Annotated in this window: 12 protein-coding genes; 6 read left to right on the top strand and 6 right to left on the bottom strand. The window is 69.4% G+C overall.

Going from position 1 to position 17,926, the window contains the following annotated elements; genetic code table 11:
* Positions 1 to 239: 239 nt before the first annotated feature.
* Entirely contained in the window at positions 240 to 872 is a 633-nt protein-coding gene (locus tag RZR99_RS20915) for a TetR family transcriptional regulator (protein WP_323121681.1), read from the top strand.
* 117 nt (positions 873 to 989) lie between these two features.
* On the opposite strand, the gene RZR99_RS20910 is transcribed toward RZR99_RS20915, so the two are convergent.
* The gene (locus RZR99_RS20910) at positions 990 to 2,432 is read right to left on the bottom strand and encodes a polyhydroxyalkanoate depolymerase (protein ID WP_323121680.1); all 1,443 of its coding nucleotides are present in this window, start codon (positions 2,430 to 2,432) and stop codon (positions 990 to 992) included.
* A gap of 330 nt (positions 2,433 to 2,762) precedes the next feature.
* Positions 2,763 to 4,592 (bottom strand): glycoside hydrolase family 15 protein, encoded by a 1,830-nt coding sequence (locus RZR99_RS20905; protein WP_323121679.1) that lies wholly within the window; start codon positions 4,590 to 4,592, stop codon positions 2,763 to 2,765.
* 230 nt (positions 4,593 to 4,822) lie between these two features.
* On the opposite strand from RZR99_RS20905, the gene RZR99_RS20900 reads away from it, so the two are divergent.
* Positions 4,823 to 5,998: a lactonase family protein gene (locus tag RZR99_RS20900; protein WP_323121717.1), complete on the top strand. Its 1,176-nt coding sequence runs from the start codon at positions 4,823 to 4,825 to the stop codon at positions 5,996 to 5,998.
* 111 nt (positions 5,999 to 6,109) lie between these two features.
* Here the strand turns inward: RZR99_RS20900 and RZR99_RS20895 are convergent, their stop codons facing one another.
* Positions 6,110 to 10,753, bottom strand: a complete 4,644-nt coding sequence (locus RZR99_RS20895; RefSeq protein WP_323121678.1) for an FtsK/SpoIIIE family DNA translocase — start codon at positions 10,751 to 10,753, stop codon at positions 6,110 to 6,112.
* Between the two features lie 170 nt (positions 10,754 to 10,923).
* Positions 10,924 to 11,469 (bottom strand): META domain-containing protein, encoded by a 546-nt coding sequence (locus RZR99_RS20890; RefSeq protein WP_323121677.1) that lies wholly within the window; start codon positions 11,467 to 11,469, stop codon positions 10,924 to 10,926.
* 236 nt (positions 11,470 to 11,705) lie between these two features.
* Between RZR99_RS20890 and purT the strand changes: the two genes are divergently transcribed.
* The 4 genes from purT (at position 11,706) to RZR99_RS20870 (ending at position 15,322) form a co-directional block, all read left to right on the top strand.
* Complete coding sequence (gene purT / locus RZR99_RS20885) at positions 11,706 to 12,920, top strand: formate-dependent phosphoribosylglycinamide formyltransferase (protein WP_323121676.1); 1,215 nt, start codon at positions 11,706 to 11,708, stop codon at positions 12,918 to 12,920.
* Positions 12,921 to 12,975: 55 nt separating this feature from the next.
* Positions 12,976 to 13,137, top strand: a complete 162-nt coding sequence (locus RZR99_RS20880) for a DUF6726 family protein (RefSeq protein ID WP_323121675.1) — start codon at positions 12,976 to 12,978, stop codon at positions 13,135 to 13,137.
* Positions 13,138 to 13,196: 59 nt separating this feature from the next.
* Positions 13,197 to 13,580, top strand: a complete 384-nt coding sequence (locus tag RZR99_RS20875; RefSeq protein WP_323121674.1) for an MliC family protein — start codon at positions 13,197 to 13,199, stop codon at positions 13,578 to 13,580.
* A 284-nt stretch (positions 13,581 to 13,864) separates the two neighbouring features.
* Entirely contained in the window at positions 13,865 to 15,322 is a 1,458-nt protein-coding gene (locus RZR99_RS20870) for a DEAD/DEAH box helicase (RefSeq protein WP_323121673.1), read from the top strand.
* 585 nt (positions 15,323 to 15,907) lie between these two features.
* Here the strand turns inward: RZR99_RS20870 and gluQRS are convergent.
* The gene (gluQRS, locus tag RZR99_RS20865) at positions 15,908 to 16,801 is read right to left on the bottom strand and encodes a tRNA glutamyl-Q(34) synthetase GluQRS (protein WP_323121672.1); all 894 of its coding nucleotides are present in this window, start codon (positions 16,799 to 16,801) and stop codon (positions 15,908 to 15,910) included.
* A 10-nt stretch (positions 16,802 to 16,811) separates the two neighbouring features.
* Positions 16,812 to 17,699: a sulfurtransferase gene (locus RZR99_RS20860; RefSeq protein ID WP_323121671.1), complete on the bottom strand. Its 888-nt coding sequence runs from the start codon at positions 17,697 to 17,699 to the stop codon at positions 16,812 to 16,814.
* Positions 17,700 to 17,926 lie beyond the last annotated feature (227 nt).

The following is a 17,926-nucleotide window of genomic DNA, read 5'->3' as shown; positions in this document are numbered from 1 at the left end:
GGGCGCGCGACAGGCGCGGCGGCCGTGCGGTCGGACGCGCCGGATGGGTTCGTCAAGTGAGGATTATCGCCGATTTCCCGCATTGCGCTTGACAACGCATGTGCCATAATCGAAACGCTTTTTTGCATGACCGCAGCAGGGTGTTCCTTAACCATGGCGCGCCCGTCCTCGCTGTCGGTGGCTGATCAAGCGCCGGCAGCGCGATCCGGATTACGCGGCTCACACAGCAAAACGCCACCATGAATCAGCCAAAAATCAAAAGAGATCCTGAAGGAACCCGGCGCCGCATTCTGCTCGCGGCGGCCGACGAGTTCGCAAGTGGGGGGTTGTTTGGCGCGCGGGTCGACCAGATCGCGCGTCGCGCCGAAACCAACGAGCGCATGCTCTACTACTACTTCGGCAGCAAGGAGCAGTTGTTCACAGCGGTGCTGGAACACGCGTTTTCCGCGCTGACGGAAGCCGAGCGCGTGCTCGATTTCGACGGCGTCGCGCCGGTCGAGGCCGTCACGCGGCTCGCGCATTTCGTGTGGGACTACTATCGGGACCACCCGGAGCTGCTGCGCCTCATCAACAACGAGAACCTGCACGAAGCCCGCTACATGCAGAAGTCGTCGCGGATCCGCGAGATGATCTCGCCGATCGTGACGACGCTCGGCAACGTGCTCGCGCGCGGGCAGAAAGCCGGGTTGTTCCGCTCGGACGTCGATCCGCTGCGGTTCTACGTGACGCTGTCCGGGCTCGGCTACTACATCGTGTCGAATCGCTTCACGCTCGCCGCGACCCTCGGCCGCGATTTCAGCACGGCCGACGAGCGCGCCGAGATGGTCAAGATGAATACCGAACTGCTGCTTGCCTATCTGCTGAGACGCTGAGCGGCGAGGGGCGCGGCCGGACCCGATAAAGACGCGCGCCGCACCGTGCGATGGGCACGGTGCGGCGCGCGTTGTGCTATCCGGCACGCGGGCGGGGCCGCCCGCGGGTCCGTCCGGTCAGGCGGCCTTGCGGGCGCGCGGCGCTTTCGCGGCGACGGGCTTCGCGGCCGCGCGTTTGGCGGGCGGCAATTTCGTCGCGGCGGCCTTGGCGGCCGATTTCACGGGAGCGGGCTTCGTCGCGGCGGCTTTGACCGGCGCGGATTTCGCTGCCGCCGCGACCTTGACGGGGGCGGCTTTCGCCGTCGCGCCCTTCGCTTGCGGCACATGCTCTCGGATGAATTCGCGCAACTGCGGATAGATGATCGTGCGCCAGCGGCGACCCGAGAAAATCCCGTAGTGGCCGCACTTCTCGGCGGTCAGGCTGCGGCGGTGTACCTGCGGGATGCCGGTGCACAGCTCGTGCGCCACGTGGGTCTGGCCGCTGCCGGAGATGTCGTCCAGCTCGCCTTCGATCGTCATCAGCGCGGTGTCGCGGATGTCCTGCGGATTCACGCGCTCGCCGTCGACATCCCAGGTGCCTTCGGCGAGCCGGAATTCCTGGAACACCACGCGGATCGTGTCCAGATAGTATTCGGCCGCCATGTCGAGCACCGCGTTGTACTCGTCGTAGAAGCGGCGGTGCGCTTCGGCGTCGTCCTCGTCGCCGCGCAGCAGGCTCTGGTAGAAGTCCCAGTGCGATTGCGCGTGCCGCTCCGGATTCATCGCGACGAAGCCGGTGTGCTGCAGGAAGCCGGGATAGACCTTGCGGCCCTCGCCCGGATAGTTGGCCGGCACCGTGTGGATCACGTTGTTCTCGAACCACGCGTGCGAGCGCTGCGTCGCGAGCGAGTTCACCGACGTCGGGCTCTTGCGGGCGTCGATCGGGCCGCCCATCATCGTCATCGTGAGCGGCGTGTCCTCGCCGCGGCTCGCCATCAGCGAGATCGCCGCGAGCACGGGCACGGTCGGCTGGCATACCGAGATCACGTGCAGGTTGCGCGCGCCGATGTGGCGGATGAACGCCTGGATGTAGTCGACGTAGTCGTCGAGATGGAACGGGCCGGTCTCGACGGGCACCATCCGCGCGTCGACCCAGTCGGTGATGTAGACCTTGTGATCCTGCAGCAGCGTGCGCACGGTATCGCGCAGCAGCGTCGCATGGTGGCCGGAGAGCGGCGCGCAGACCAGCACCACGGGTTCGTCCTTCAACTGCTCGACGGCTTCGCTGTCGTCGGCGAAGCGTTTGAAACGCAGCAGCCGGCAGAACGGCTTCTCGAGAATCGTCTGCTCGACGATCGGGATGTTGTGGCCGTCCTTGACGATCTGATGGATCCCGAACTCGGGCTTTTCATAATCCTTGCCGAGCCGGTACAGCAGCTCGTAGCCGGCCGACAGGCGCGCCGCGCCCGGAACGAGCGATAGCGGGCTGGACGGATTGGCGAACGATTTGGACGCGGCCTGGGCCCAGGCCGTGAGCGGGCTCAGCATGGCCCGCTGGAATTCGTGCAGTTGGTAAAGCATGCAGGCTCCCGGTGGGAGACGGCGCGCGAGGGCGTCGCGTCGTGCCGTGTGGGTCAGCGATCGAACCGGTTCCGGATGCGAACGGTCGGTCAGTCGCCGACGATCATATCGGACTCTGTATCGTGCCGCAATGCAGCATTTCCCTCATTCCTGCATCATCCGTTGATATCTGAACTTGTCTTACATTTGTCTCGAAAATATGAACGCACGAGCGACTGCGCTGTGTAACCGTGTCGTGACTTGGCGCCGACGCGTAACGGGCGGGCCGGTTTACCCGCCGTCTGTCTCGGAAATACGCGTGTGCGGCGCGTCGAACGCGTGCTGCATCGCTCAACGGCCGGTAGCCTCGAACGGGGCGGGCTGGCCGGCCGCCTGCGCCATCTCTTCCTCGTGATGCATCAGGTTGAGCGCCGTGTGAACCAGCGCCACGTGCGAGAACGCCTGAGGGAAATTGCCGACCAGCCGCTGTGCGGCCGGATCGTATTCCTCGGCAAGCAGGCCGAGGTCGTTCGATAGCGACAGCAGGCGCCGGAACAGCCGGTGCGCGTCGTCGATGCGGCCGAGCAGCGCCAGATTGTCGACCAGCCAGAAACTGCACGCGAGGAAGGTGCCTTCGCCCGGCGGCAGCCCGTCGTCGTATTCCGTGGTGTGGTAGCGCAGCACGAGACCGTCATGCATCAGCCCCTGCTCGATCGCCGCGACCGTGCCCGCCACGCGCGGATCGGTCGGCGGCAGGAAGCCGACCAGCGGCAGCATCAGCACGCTCGCGTCGAGTTCCTCGCTGCCGTAGCTCTGCGTGAATGCCTGCAGGCGCGGGTGCCACGCGTTCGCGCAGACGTCCGCGTGGATCTCGTCGCGCAGCGACCGCCAGTGATCCAGCGGCCCGGGCAGGCGAAACATCTCGGCCGACTTGATCGCCCGGTCGAACGCGACCCACGCCATCACCTTCGAGAACGTGAAATGGCGCCGGCCGCCGCGCGTCTCCCAGATCCCTTCGTCCGGCTCGCGCCAGATCTTCTCCAGGTGCTTGAGCAGCGTGCATTGCACCGACCACACCGTGTCGTCGGCTTGCAATCCGCCTACGCGCGCCAGATGCAGCGCGGCCATCACTTCGCCGAACACGTCGAGCTGCAACTGGTTCGCCGCACCGTTGCCGACTCGCACCGGTTTCGAATCCTGGTAGCCGGGCAGCCAGTCGAGCTCCATCTCCGGCAGGCGCCGTTCGCCGGCAATGCCGTACATGATCTGGATCTGCTCGGGCGAGCCGGCCATCACGCGGCCCAGCCACGCGCGCCATGCGCGCGCTTCGTCGTAGTAGCCGCCGCGCATCAGCGCGAGCAGCGTGATGGTGGCGTCGCGCAGCCAGCAGTAGCGGTAGTCCCAATTGCGCGAGCCGCCCAGCTGTTCGGGCAGCGACGTGGTGGGCGCGGCCACGATCCCGCCCGTCGGCTCGTAGGCCAGCGCCTTCAGCGTGATCAGCGAGCGCCGCACGTCCGCCGCGTAGCGGCCCTGCACCTGGCAGCGGCCGGACCATTCGAGCCAGTAGTTCTCGGTGCGCGCGAGCATCGACAGCGGCTCGCGCGCGGGCGGCAGCCGCAGGTGCGACGGCGCGTAGGACAGCGAGAACGGGATCCGCTCGTCGGCGTACACGGTGAATTCGGCGACCGTGCGCAGATTCTCGCCGGATAGCGGCACGGGAGTGCGCAGCACGACGGTGTCCGGTCCCGCGATCGCTTTCATGCCGGCTTCGCGCGAGAGCTGCGTGACCCACGGAATCGAGAAGCCGTAGTCGAAGCGCAGCACCAGTTCGGTGTGCATCTTCATCGCGCCGCGCCGGCCGACGACGATCCGCACGAGTTCGGACCAACCGTTGCCGGGCGGCATGAAGTCGATCACGGTGACCGCGCCGTCCGCGCTTTCGTAATCGGTTTCGAGTATCAGCGTGTCGCCGCGATAGCGGCGCGAGGTGGCCGTGACCCGTGCGTCGGCGGCGGGCGCGAGGTGCCACCGGCCGTGCTCCGGCGTGCCGACGAGCGCGGCGAAGCAGGCGCCGGAGTCGAAACGGGGCCAGCAGAGCCAGTCGACGGAGCCGTCGCGGGAAATCAGCGCGGCGGTATGGCCGTCGCCGACCAGGGCGTAGTCTTCGATGAGGGCGGGCATGGGCAACGGTTCTCCGGTCGGATCGTTCACGATCTGGGCAATCGCGGGGGGCGCTATGCGACGCACGGCGGCGCCCCGTATACTCGGGCAGCGCGGCGTAAGCGGGCAGAGGGCGGCCCGCGCTTCGCCACATCACAACACTTGAGACAGTTCGACGCAAGGAGGTTCCGATGCCCGACCAATCCCGCGCGCCCGCATCGCGCGTTTCCCCGTTTAGTTTCGCTCACTGGATGAAAGGTTTCGCGATCGTGCTTTCCCTGTCCGCCGCGCACGCGTTTGCGCAAGATACCGGTGCCGCGCCTGCCGACGGCCTCTACAACCTGCTCGTCGGCACCTATACCGACGCCGGCAGCGACGGCCTCTACGTCTACCGCTTCGATACCCGCACGGGCAGCGTCACGCCGGTCTCGTCGGCGAAGACCGTGAACCCGTCCTACCTGATCGCGAGCCGCGACGGCCGCCACGTATACGCGGTCAACGAACTGCCCGGCGACAACGGGCCGGCCGACCAGCGCGGCGGCATCAGCGCGTTCGATTTCGATGCGAAGACCGGCACGCTCACCTTCGTCAACCGGGTGTCGTCGGAAGGCAACGATCCGTGCTATCTGAGCCTCTCGCCGGACGGCAAGTATCTGGTTACCGCGAATTACTCGGTGGCGTCGAACCCCGGCGGCAGCTTCTCGGTGTTTCCGCTCGAAGGCAACGGCGCGGTCGGCAGCGCGCTGCTGAACGTGCATCACGAAGGCACCGGGCCGGTGAAGGGCCGCCAGGACGGCGCGCATGTGCATTCGACGGTGTTCTCGCCGGACGGCAAATATCTGTTCGTGCAGGATCTCGGCGCGGACAAGATCTTCGAATACCGTTATAGCCCCGACGGCGGCCGCGGCCTGTTCGGCCCGACCGATCGCCGCTACACGCTCGCGCAACCCGGCTCCGGCCCGCGTCACATGGTGTTCAGCGCGAACGGCCGCTATGCGTACGTGACCAACGAGCTGGATGCATCCGTGGACGTGTACGGCTACGACGACGGCAAGCTCACCCGGCTCGAGGTCGTGCCGATGACGGCGCCGGGCTTCAAGGGCAAGGTGGGCGGCGCCGCGCTGCATCTGTCGCCGGACGGGCGGTTCCTGTACGCGAGCAATCGCGGCGACGCGAACGAGATCGTGATCTATGCGGTGAACGCGGCGGACGGGCGGCTCAAGCTGGTCGGACGCCAGTCGAGCCTCGGCAAGACGCCGCGCGAATTCGCGATCGATCCGACCGGCAAGTGGCTGATCGTCGGCAACCAGGACAGCGGCAGCGTGTTCGTGTTCCGGCGCGATGTCGCGAGCGGCAAGCTCGCTGCGGATCCGCAGCAGATCTCGATCAGCCGGCCGGTGGATTTCAAGCTGGTGCCCGTGCAGTAAGCCGGGCACCAAGGGCGAAACCGCTCGCGGGGCAGGCGAGGGGTTGCGTCGGTGACGCGAGGCGGCGCGCAGGCGCCGCTTTTTTTGTGTCGGGCGGCGCCGCCCGGGCGCTTACTCGGGCAGCGGCGGGGCGAGCACTTCGCGGCTGCCGTTGATGCCCATCGGCGAGACCAGGCCGGCCGCTTCCATCTGTTCGACGAGGCGGGCGGCGCGGTTGTAGCCGATACGCAGCTGCCGCTGCACCGACGAGATCGATGCGCGGCGGGTGCGCACCACGAACGCAACCGCTTCGTCGTACAGCGGGTCTGCTTCCGCGTCGGGCGCTTCGCCGAACAGGTCCTGCGCGGCGCCCTCCGAGGCCGGGCCGTCGAGGATGCCTTCCTCGTACTGCGGCTCGCCGAACTGCTTCAGGTACTCGACGATGCGATGCACCTCCTCGTCCGCGACGAACGCGCCGTGCACGCGTTGCGGATAGCCGGTGCCGGGCGGCAGGAACAGCATGTCGCCCTGGCCGAGCAGCGATTCCGCGCCCATCTGGTCGAGGATGGTGCGCGAATCGATCTTCGACGACACCTGGAACGCGACCCGGGTCGGGATGTTCGCCTTGATGAGCCCGGTGATCACGTCGACCGACGGACGCTGCGTCGCGAGGATCAGGTGGATGCCCGCGGCGCGCGCCTTCTGCGCGAGCCGTGCGATCAGCTCCTCGATCTTCTTGCCCGCGACCATCATCAGGTCGGCCAGCTCGTCGATCACGACCACGATGAGGGGCAGCGTCGACAGCGGCTCGGGCGCGTCGGGCGTGAGCGAGAACGGGTTGCCGATCTTCTTTTCCTTCGCTTCGGCGTCGCGGATCTTCTGGTTGAAGCCCGCGAGATTGCGCACGCCGACGGCGGACATCAGGCGGTAGCGCTTTTCCATCTCGCCGACGCACCAGTTGAGCGCGTTCGCCGCGAGCTTCATGTCGGTGACGACCGGCGCGAGCAGATGCGGAATGCCTTCGTAGACCGACAGTTCGAGCATCTTCGGGTCGATCATGATGAGGCGCACGTCTTCGGGCGTGGCCTTGTAGAGCAGCGACAGAATCATCGCGTTGACCGCGACCGATTTGCCCGACCCCGTTGTGCCCGCAACCAGCATGTGCGGCGCCTTCGCGAGATCGGTGACGACCGGATTGCCGGTGATGTCCTTGCCCATCGCCAGCGTGAGCTGCGATGCCGAGTGCTCGTACTGGCGCGACGCGAGGATTTCCGACAGGCGGATCATCTGGCGCTTCGCGTTCGGCAGCTCGAGGCCCATGCAGGTCTTGCCGGGGATCGTCTCGACCACGCGCAGCGACGTGAGGCCCAGGCCGCGCGACAGATCCTTCATCAGCCCGACGATCTGGCTGCCGCGCACGCCCAGCGCCGGTTCGATCTCGAAGCGCGTGATGACGGGGCCGGCCGACGCGCCGACGACGGTCACCGGCACCTTGAACTCCTGCAGCCGCTGTTCGATCACCTGGCCGGTCTGGGCGAGCGCCTCGTCGGAAATCGGTTCGGCGTCGTCGGACGCGGGTTCGAGCAGGTCGATCGACGGCAGTTCGACGAGCGACGCGGCGGGCGCGCGGAACTCGAACGCATTCGGGCCGGGCGGGCGCGCGGGCGGCGCGGCGGGGGTGCCGGCAGTCGTCGCGGTGGCCGCGGGGGGCGGGGCGGCGAAACCGGGCTCGGTGGCCGCGGCCGCCGTGGCGCCGGTCGGCGACCACGGGGCGGGCGGGGCGGCAATGAAGGGCGGCTCCGCGATGCGTGCCGGGGTGGCTGTTGTGCCGGAGAGGGCCGTGACGGCAGGTGCGCCGAATGGCGAAGCGGCTTGCGGTGCGAACGGGGTCGCGTGTGCCGGGGCCGACGTTGCGCCGGGAATGGTGGAAACGGCGGGCGCCGTGAACGTCGCGGCGGCGTGTTGCGTGAACGGAGCAGCGTGTGCCGGGGCGAGCGTGGTTCCCGGGATGGCGGAAGCGGCGGGCGCCGAGAACGGCGAGGCGGTTTGTTGCGTGAGCGTGGCCGCGTGTGCCGGAGTAGCCGTTGTGCCGGAGGCGGTGGCCACGGCTGGCGCCGCGAACGGCGTGGTGGCCTGCTGCGTCAGCGGGCCGGTTTGCGCCGGGTTGTTCGCGATACCCGGCGCGGTGACGGCGCCGGATGGCGAGAGCGGCGCGGCAGCCGCCGGGATCGAGGTGGCGGGCGCCGGTGCGGTCGTCGCGGCGGCGGCAAGGGGCGTCGGCGCGTCGGCGGCCTGCATGGGTGCGGCAGCGCGTGTCGGGGCTGCGGCTGCAACGAAGGTTGCCGAGACGCTCGGTTCGGCGACCGGCGCGGCGCTTTCGCCCGGCGAGGCGACGGTTGCTGCGACGCCCGAGCCGGATGGCGTGACGGCCGTGCCGGAACCCGGGACGGGTGTCGGCGACGGCGTGTCTGCCGCGGGTGTGCCGGCGGCCGGCAGGGTGGTGCCGAACGACGCGGTAGCGGCCGATGTTTCCTGCGAGCCATACATCGGCACACGAGGCGCCGCCCATTCCCGAGCGGCGACGGCTTCGGTCGCGCCGGAGGGTGGCGGCACGTAGCCTGCCGCCGTTCCGGACATGGCAGGGATCGTCGCACTGCTCGCGGGTACGGTTTCGCGGGTGCCCGGGAACGACGGCGCGGCCGCACGCGCGTTCATCGTTGCCGATGCACCGGCGTCCGGTTCGACGTCATCTTCCCAAGGCGCCGGAGGCGGAGATGCAACGGCCTCGTGCGACGGGCTGACCCCTGCATGGGCGGACGAGGGGGCTGGGGCCGTTCCGACGTTTGCGCCCTCCGCAACAACCGCGCCGGGTTGCACGGCCGCAGTGCCGGCGGGGGCTGACGTCGTTCCGTGTGCGGCGGCGACTGTTTCCGGCGGATGCGACTCGATGTGCGGGCTGTGACCCGCATCGACGGACCCCTGCTGTAGCGGAGCGACGGGGGCGACGCGATGGGCGACCGCGCTGTCCGTGGTCGGTCGGATGATCGAGGCGCCGCCCGAGTCTTGCGACGCGAGGCGCGGGGCATCGTTTTCCCGAGTCGCGTCACCGGCATCGGCGCCGATGAAGACGGATGCGCTTGCGGCGAGATGCGCCGGCTCGACACGCGGTGCGAGCGGAGCTTCAGGCGTGACAGGTTCTGCAAGCGCTGCGAGCGGCGCCGCCGGTTCGAGGTCGACGAGTGCGAAAGAGGCGGCTGCAGCATCCGGTTCGGCCGCATTTATGGCGGTCAGCGGGGCGTCGGGAAGAGGCGACGCCGTACGCGAAGCGCGATTCGTACCGGCTTCGACGGAAAGATGCGTGGCCACCGCCACAGGTGCGGCTTCGGCGGCGCGCGGTGCGCTGCTTGCGTCGGGGCTATCCGGTGCCCAGGCGGCGGGCGTCCCGGCGGATTCGGACGCGGCCGGCGGCGGCGCCGTGAAAGCACCCGTCGCGGTCGCCACCGTCGCCGTCGCGCCGCTTGCCGCAGCGGCGGAACCGACAGCCGTGGCACCGGCGGCTGCGCCGGCCAACGTCGCCCATTGGGCGGTGCTGGCTTCGATCGAACGCAGGGTTTCGTGCACGCTCGGCGCCGGCGCGATCGGCTGCGCGGGTTTTTCGGCCCACGCGTAGAGCGGCGCGCGTGGCGGCGTGACGGGGCGCTTGCGCGGCGCAGCGGGCGCGGGCGCTGCGCCGGCGGCCGTCGCCGGTCCGCGCGCGGCGGGCCGCACCGGCAGCGCGGTGGCGATTTTCCGTGGCGTGATCGGCGTCATCGGTGTGATGGGCGTGACCGGCGCGGTGCGCGGTGCGGCCGTTGGGGCCGGGCGCTGCATCGGCTGACCCGCGATGGGCGCCGGTCCGCGCGGAGCCGGTGTCGTGCGTGTCGTCGACGCGGGCTGGAACGGTGCCGCGCGGACCCGTTCGCCGGGAGCGGGCGGCACGGGATTCGCTGCGGCGAATTTGGCGGCCGGCTGGCCCGCATGAACCGACGCGGCCGCGGCAGGCGGCAGCCCGCTCCCGAGGGGCGCGGCGGCGGGCCTGGCGCTGGCCGCCTTCGACAGGCCGCTCGCGACGGCCGCGGTCGAACCCGTCGCGGTGCGCCCGGGTGCGCCGGGCTTCAGCCATCCGGCCGGCGCCACGGGTTCGCTGAGCGGTGCGGCGCGGCCGTGCCTGGCGTCGCGCTTGGGCAGCGTCGGCTTCCAAAGTGTCGGCCGCGCATACCGGCCGTTCTGTTTGGGCGCCATCGAGTTGACCGTATGCGCGCTCGTCGGCTGCACGTCGCCCGCGCGGCGGACCCGCCGGTCGTCGTCGCGATGCAGCGACGCGCGCGGCAGATCGGCGATACCGCGCGGTTCGTCGTCGCTGCCATCACGCGCCAGACTGAAGCCGAACGATGCGTCGAGCCACGTATTCACCTGGCGCCAGCGAATCCCGAGTAGCCACGGCAGCCCGAGGAAGAACAGCACGACCATCGCGAGCGGCGTGCCGATGTGGCCGAGCAGGCGCTCGAAGCCGCCCGACAGCGCATGACCGAGCGCGTTGTTCGCTTCGCCGCCCGGCAGTGCGGTGCCGAGCGTGCAGCTCGCGACGAGCACGCAAAAGAAGCCGAGCCAGAGACGGATCGAGCCGGGGCCCGCGAGCCCGCCGCCGCCCGGCAGCATCGACTTGGCGAGGCGCCAGAAAAGAGGGATGAACCAGACGGCCGAGAAGCCGAACCAGCCGAGAACTACCGTTTGCATGCTCAGAAACAGGAAGAAGACGAGAGGCGCGGTGCGCGACCCGTCGAGTTTAACCGGCCGACGACGATGCTTTTAAGAACGACGCCCGGCCGGTTGCGGGCGGGCGTGGCGATATCGGGGGAGGGGCGGCGCGCCATGCCGTCCGTCCGGGAGGCCGCGGCGCGCGGGATTTACTTGCCCCGGCGCGCGAACGTCAGCGTCGCGCCGTCGTCGGTGACGAGCAGCAGCTGCTGCGGCTCGCGCATCTGCACGCCGGCTTTCGCGAGATGCGCGAGCGCATCGAGATACGTGCTTTCGAGCTGGCCGCCCAACGATGCCGGGCAGGCCATCCGGGTTCCCGCGAGCGGGCCGAAGCTCAGGACGCCGTTCTTCACGTCGTAGCTCCCCATATAGCGGTTGCAGCCCGAGAAGCCCGATACGCGCCGCATGCCGGTCTCGGTCGACAGCGCAAGCTTGATCGGTTCACCGTTGTCGCCATGCGGGATCTCGCGCAGCGAACCGTCGGCGTTTTTCCAACTGGTCAGCTCCCAGCTCGTATCGTCGATCAGCTGGATCGTCGCCGGGTTGAACGGATCGGGCGCGGCGGCGGTCGAGTCGGGATGGGTGGGCATGGCGCAGGCGGCGAGAAGCGTGGCGACGGTCAGCGCGCCGAGCGGCGCGCGCAGCGGGCGGGCAAGACGGAAGCAGGCGCGCGCGGCCGCGGATGAATCGAACATGACCTCGTTCCTCTTTCTAGGGTACTGGCGAAGCCGTAAGGGTAACGCACTAGGCTCGCCTGAGGCGAGCGGACTCTCGGCGCGCGCATTCGTTCTCTTATCCCGAAATAAAGCCCGCGCGTGCCGGGCCGGCGCGGCGTTGCGTCGCGCGCGGGGAAAACCGCCCGGCGGCGCGCGGGGTGCGCGTGTTAACATCGGCGCTGATTATCGCCATCCATCATCCAGCGGGAAATTTCATGCAGATCGGTCAGCGGCTCGGTACGCCGCTTTCGCCGTCCGCCACGCGCGTCATGCTGCTCGGCGCGGGCGAGTTGGGCAAGGAAGTCATCATTGCATTGCAGCGCCTCGGCGTCGAAGTGATCGCCGTCGATCGCTATCCGAATGCGCCGGGCCACCAGGTCGCGCATCGCTCGCACGTCATCGACATGACGGATGCGAACGCGCTGCGCGCGCTGGTCGAGGCGGAGCGTCCGCACCTGATCGTGCCGGAAATCGAGGCGATCGCGACCGACGCGCTGGCCGCGATCGAAGCCGCCGGCGTCGCCGAGGTGATCCCGACCGCGCGCGCCACGCAATTGACGATGAATCGCGAGGGCATCCGTCGCCTCGCCGCCGAGGAGCTCGGGTTGCCGACGTCGCCGTACGCGTTCGCGCAGTCGTTCGACGAATTCAAGGCGGCGGTCGGCCGGATCGGTTTCCCGTGCGTCGTGAAGCCGGTGATGTCGTCGTCGGGCAAGGGCCAGTCGGTCGTGAAGGGCGATGCCGATCTCGATGCCGCATGGCGGTACGCGCTCGATGGCGGCCGCGTGAACCACGGCCGCGTGATCGTCGAGGGCTTCGTGAACTTCGACTACGAGATCACCCAGCTCACGGTGCGCGCGATCGATCCGGCGAGCGGAGACACCCGTACCTATTTCTGCGACCCGGTCGGGCACGTGCAGGTCGCGGGCGACTACGTCGAGTCGTGGCAGCCGCAGCCGATGAACGCACTCGCGCTGGAACGTTCGCGCGACATCGCGCACCGGGTCACGACGGCGCTGGGCGGCCGCGGCCTGTTCGGCGTCGAGCTGTTCGTGCGCGGCGACGAGGTCTGGTTCTCGGAAGTGAGCCCGCGTCCGCACGATACGGGGCTCGTCACGCTCGCGTCGCAGCGTCAGTCGGAGTTCGAGCTGCATGCGCGCGCGATCCTCGGCCTGCCGGTCGATCCGTCGCTGTCGGCGCCGGCCGCGTCGGCGGTGATCTACGGCGGCCTCGACGAAGCCGGCATCGCGTTCGAAGGGGTGCGCGACGCGCTGGCCGTGCCGGGCGCGGATCTGCGGCTGTTCGGCAAGCCCGAGAGCTTCGTCAAGCGCCGGATGGGCGTCGCGCTCGCCACCGGCGCCGATATCGACGAGGCCCGCACGCGCGCGAAGCGGGCCGCCGCCGCGGTGCGGCCGGTTTCGGCGCATTGAGCGCGGTAGCGCACTGCATCCGGCGTGTCGCCGGGGCACGCTTTGGGAGCAGGTCATGAAATGGTTGCTGATTGCCGCGCTGAGTCTGTCGGCGTCGGGCTGCGGCCTCGCCGCGGCGCCGTGCCGGATCGCATCGGCGGGGCTCAAGGTGGTCCCGGTCGTCGGCCACGTCGCGGCCGCGCCGACCGACGCGTGCGCCACCGTCATCGATCCCTGAATTCTCCGCGCCGGTCGTGCGCGCCGTCCATTCACTGTCTCATCAGGAACCGCCAACGCATGAAGAAACACGTCATTGCCGCATTGGGCACGGCCGGGCTGCTGGCCGGATTCGCCGCATACGCGGCGCAGCTGACCGTCGAGGAAATCGACGCGGATGCCCGCCAGAACGTCGCCTACCAATGCGCGAACCAGAAGCCGCCGGTGCGGGTGTCGTACTGGCTCGCCGGCAACGGCCAGAGCTTCGCGCTCGTGCCGGTGAACGGCCAGCGGCTGCTGTTCGTCGATACCGTGTCCGCATCGGGCGCGAAGTACCAGGCGGGCCGCTACACGTGGTGGACCAAGGGGCGCGACGCCAATCTGTACGACGAGATCGCCGACGAGAAGGCCCCGCCGCTGCTTGCCGACTGCGTCGAGATCCAGAAGAAAAAGAAGCCGGGCTGATCGCCCGCCGGCGCGGCGGTCCGGCCCGTCCGACGGAGCCGGACCGCATGTTCATCCTGCTGTCATGGGTGCCGCGCCGGGCAGTGTTACAATGCTGCCCTTTCTGCCGGCACACCCGCCGGACGGAGCCTCGTGCTCGGCCCCAGGGCCGCGAGTGCCCGGCGGCGCCGCGCGGCGCGCCGCGGCTCCGCCTTCATTCCGATGTTGTGTTTGCGCAGCCGGCCTCGCGATCGAGTCCGCTACGCGCCTGATGTCCCGCCGCGCCTTTTGAGCGAAACGCCACCATGTCCGATTCTGCTGCCACGCCTGTCGACGCAACTTTCGACCAATTCGGTCTTGCCGCCGATATTCTGAAAGCCATTGTGGAGCAGGGCTATACCACGCCGACGCCGATCCAGGCGAAGGCGATTCCGGTCGTGCTGTCCGGCCGCGACGTGATGGGCGCCGCGCAGACCGGGACCGGCAAGACCGCGAGCTTCTCGCTGCCGATCATCCAGCGGCTGCTGCCGCAGGCGAGTACCAGCGCGTCGCCCGCCCGTCACCCGGTGCGGGCGCTGATCCTCACGCCGACCCGCGAACTCGCCGACCAGGTCGCCGCGAACGTGCACGCGTATGCGAAGCACACGCCGCTGCGCAGCGCGGTGGTGTTCGGCGGCGTCGACATGAACCCGCAGATGGCCGAACTGCGCCGCGGCGTCGAGATCCTGATCGCGACGCCGGGCCGCCTGCTCGACCACGTGCAGCAGAAAACCGCCCATCTCGGCCAGGTGCAGATGCTGGTGCTCGACGAGGCGGACCGGATGCTCGACATGGGCTTTCTGCCGGACCTGCAGCGCATCCTGAACCTGCTGCCGAAGGAGCGCCAGACGCTGCTGTTCTCGGCCACCTTCTCGCCGGAAATCAAGAAGCTCGCGTCCACCTATCTGCGCAATCCGCAGACCATCGAAGTCGCGCGCAGCAACGCGACCGCGACCAACGTCACGCAGGTCGTCTACGACGTTGCCGAGGGCGACAAGCAGGCGGCCGTCGTCAAGCTGATCCGCAGCCGCGCGCTCAAGCAGGTGATCGTGTTCTGCAACAGCAAGATCGGCGCGAGCCGCCTCGCGCGCCAGCTCGAGCGGGACGGCGTGGTCGCCACCGCGATTCACGGCGACCGCACGCAGAACGAGCGGATGCAGGCGCTCGACGCGTTCAAGCGCGGCGAGATCGAGGCGCTGGTCGCGACCGACGTGGCCGCGCGCGGCCTCGACATCGCCGAGCTGCCGGCCGTCATCAACTTCGACCTGCCGTTCAGCGCGGAAGACTATGTGCACCGGATCGGCCGTACCGGCCGCGCGGGCGCGTCGGGCGACGCTCTGTCGCTCTGCAGCCCGAACGAACGCAAGCAGCTGGCCGACATCGAGAAGCTGATCAAGCGGCCGCTGGCGCTGGAGCCGCTCGCGCTCGATGCGCCGGTACGCCCGCGTCACGAGGAGCGAGGCGAGCGGGGCGACCATCGTGGCCGGCGCGAGCGCGACGAGCATCGAGGCGGCGCGAATCGGCGGGGCCCGGGCAGCGAGCGTTCGCACCACCACCGCCGGGAAGCGCCGGTCGACGAGTTCTTCATGAAGCCGTACGAGCCGTCGCCGTCCGCGCGCCAGCCGGAAGAGCCGGTGGCCGCTCAGCCGGAGAAGAAGGGGTCGAAGCAGCCGCTCGCCGCGCTGCTGGGCGGTTTCGGGATGCCGCGCAAGACGTCGTCCTGACGGGCGGCGAACCCGAACGATAGACGCGTCCCGCTGCTGGCGGGACGATGGGCACGGCGATGGCGAGTGCTTGTACCCGCTCCGCTGCATGCCCGATAACGAAACGGCCGGACCGGCTTGCGCTGGTCCGGCCGTTTCGTTATCGGGTGCCGGATCGACGGCGTGTCGCCGTGGCGTCGCGCGTTGCGTTTCGCGCGGCTCGAATGCCAAATCGGTGCGCTGGACGCTGAACGGCCTCGCATCGATGCAGTTGGCCGCCTGAGACGTCGCGCTGGGCGGGCGACGATGGTCGAGTGGGCGGGGTGTTCCGCCGGGCAAGAGCCCACCCCATTTGAGGCAGGGGAACGGACGTTGCCGCGGGGTTGCGATACCCGGTCGTCGTTTGTCCTCGAGAAGGGGCCAGTACCCATTCGCAGGCGCATACCGTCCCTGGCGGGATGTCGAGAAACATGCCGGGAGCCCGGTGTCCAAAACGATCGAACGATCGGCCTCCCGAACGCGCGGTATGCCGCCGCATGATGCGAGTCACGGGTAAAAAGTCCCTCGGATAGGGTGGCCCTTCAAGGCAGCTTGTTCGGTAGCCGGCTACCGGGCATCGGGGCCGAAGCGGACGGACCACGCGGCCGTGGCCGCCGCGAGGAACGCGTCGAGCGACGCGTGCGTGCCGGCATCGAGCGTGAGACCGAGATGGCCGGCCGCCTCGGCGAGCGCGGCCAGCGGCGCTTGCGCATCGAGCGCGGCGGCGCCCGTCTGCTTGCTGAGTTTCTCGCCATGGGCGTCGACCACGACCGGCACGTGCAGATAGGCCGGCACCGGCAGGCCGAGGCAGTGCTGCAGGCGGATCTGGCGCGCGGTCGAGTCGAGCAGGTCGGCGCCGCGCACCACGTGCGTGATGCCCGCGTCGCCATCGTCGACCACGACCGCGAGCTGATACGCCCATTGGCCGTCCGCGCGCTTCAGCACGAAGTCGCCGACTTCGGTCGAGAGATCCTGGACTTGCCGGCCTTGCCAGCGATCGTCGAACGCGACGCGCGCCGCCGCGCCGTCCGGCACCCGCAGCCGCCACGCGCGCGCGGGCTTGCCATGCAGCCCGCCGCGGCAGGTGCCGGGGTACGCGAGCGTGGTGTGCCGTTCGTGCGCGGTGCGCAGCGAATCGGCGATCTCCTTGCGCGTGCAGCCGCACGGGTAGACGAACCCCGCCGCGATCAACCCGTCGAGCGCTGCCGCGTAGCGCGCGCCGCGGGTGCTTTGCCACAGCACCGGCTCGTCGGGGACGAGGCCGAAGCGCGCGAGCGTCGCGAGGATCGCGTCGGCGGCGCCCGGCACGGTGCGCGGGCCGTCGATGTCCTCGATCCGCACGAGCCACGCGCCGCGATGCGCGCGGGCGTCGAGCCAGCTCGCGAGCGCGCCGACCAGCGAACCGATATGCAGCGCTCCGGTGGGCGAAGGCGCGAAGCGTCCGCGATAGCCGGCGGCCATGCGGCGGGCGTTAGACGGCGCTGGCCGCGCCGACGTCGGCGCCGGGCCGCCGGGGCGCGTCCGGATGGCACGCGGGACACGACGCGCCCGACACGTAGTGCGGCGAGCGCTGATCCGCCGCCGATACGACCGACCGGCACGCGAAGCAGGTGATGTCGGCCGTCGGCTCGAGCCGCGGGTTGAGCGCGGTGCGGTAGTCGAACACGAAGCAGTCGCCGTGATAATGCGCGCCGCCCACTTCCTCGAAGTACTTGAGGATGCCGCCTTCGAGCTGATAGACGTGATCGATGCCGACGTCCTTCATGTGGATCGCGGCTTTCTCGCAGCGGATGCCGCCGGTGCAGAACGACACCACGGTCTTGCCTTCGAGATCGGCGCGGTTGGCCTCGATCACGCCGGGAAATTCGCTGAACTTGTCGATCCGGTAGTCGAGCGCGTGGTCGAAGGTGCCGACGTCGACCTCGAACGCGTTGCGCGTGTCGAGCATCACGACCGGCCGGCCCGCGTCGTCGTGGCCGCGGTCGAGCCACGCCTTCAGGGTGCGCGCGTCGACCGACGGCGCGCGGCCCAGCTCGGGCTTGATCGCGGGCTTTTTCATCGTGATGATCTCGCGCTTGAGGCGCACGAGCATCCGTCGAAACGGCTGCGTGTCGGACAGGCTTTCCTTGAACTGCAGGGTCGCGAACTTGCCTTCGAACAGCGGATCGCGGCGCAGGTAGCCGATGAACGCATCGGTGGCGTCGCGCGGGCCCGCGACGAACAGATTGATGCCCTCGGGCGCGAGCAGGATGGTGCCGCGCAGCCCGAGTTCGTTGCAGCGCGCGGTGACGAGCGGCCGCCATTGTTCGGTCGTGTCGATCGACACGAAGTGATAGGCGGCGAGATTGACGATGCTCATGATGATCGGACGATAAAGCGGCGGCGGCCGCGTCGCCGACGATTCGCATAAAAGGGGTGCGAAGCCTGGGCGGACGGAGCCGGAGCGTGGAGAACGGAAACCGCCATTATCCCGCAAACGCCCGGGTTGTTCCTGGTCGGCTGTTCGGGCGGGCCGCGGCCGGTCGCCGCGGCGGCCGGCGCGGCAATTTTTTGGGCGGCTTCGACCATGGGCCGGCGGCGACGCGG

The sequence above is a fragment of the Burkholderia alba genome, assembly GCF_034721475.1.
GTDB lineage: Bacteria > Pseudomonadota > Gammaproteobacteria > Burkholderiales > Burkholderiaceae > Burkholderia > Burkholderia alba.
The sequence above is the reverse complement of the archived record's forward strand: the minus strand, read 5'-3'. Positions and strand labels throughout refer to the sequence as shown.

Bases quoted from the DNA above. Each gene is read 5' to 3' on its own strand.
- RZR99_RS20915 (WP_323121681.1), top strand. From the start codon at position 240: ATGAATCAGCCAAAAATCAAAAGAGATCCTGAAGGAACCCGGCGCCGC.
- RZR99_RS20880 (WP_323121675.1), top strand. From the start codon at position 12,976: ATGAAATGGTTGCTGATTGCCGCGCTGAGTCTGTCGGCGTCGGGCTGC.
- RZR99_RS20900 (WP_323121717.1), top strand. From the start codon at position 4,823: ATGAAAGGTTTCGCGATCGTGCTTTCCCTGTCCGCCGCGCACGCGTTT.
- RZR99_RS20895 (WP_323121678.1), bottom strand. From the start codon at position 10,753: ATGCAAACGGTAGTTCTCGGCTGGTTCGGCTTCTCGGCCGTCTGGTTC.
- purT (WP_323121676.1), top strand. From the start codon at position 11,706: ATGCAGATCGGTCAGCGGCTCGGTACGCCGCTTTCGCCGTCCGCCACG.
- gluQRS (WP_323121672.1), bottom strand. From the start codon at position 16,801: ATGGCCGCCGGCTATCGCGGACGCTTCGCGCCTTCGCCCACCGGAGCG.
- RZR99_RS20910 (WP_323121680.1), bottom strand. From the start codon at position 2,432: ATGCTTTACCAACTGCACGAATTCCAGCGGGCCATGCTGAGCCCGCTC.
- RZR99_RS20890 (WP_323121677.1), bottom strand. From the start codon at position 11,469: ATGTTCGATTCATCCGCGGCCGCGCGCGCCTGCTTCCGTCTTGCCCGC.
- RZR99_RS20905 (WP_323121679.1), bottom strand. From the start codon at position 4,592: ATGCCCGCCCTCATCGAAGACTACGCCCTGGTCGGCGACGGCCATACC.
- RZR99_RS20875 (WP_323121674.1), top strand. From the start codon at position 13,197: ATGAAGAAACACGTCATTGCCGCATTGGGCACGGCCGGGCTGCTGGCC.
- RZR99_RS20870 (WP_323121673.1), top strand. From the start codon at position 13,865: ATGTCCGATTCTGCTGCCACGCCTGTCGACGCAACTTTCGACCAATTC.
- RZR99_RS20860 (WP_323121671.1), bottom strand. From the start codon at position 17,699: ATGAGCATCGTCAATCTCGCCGCCTATCACTTCGTGTCGATCGACACG.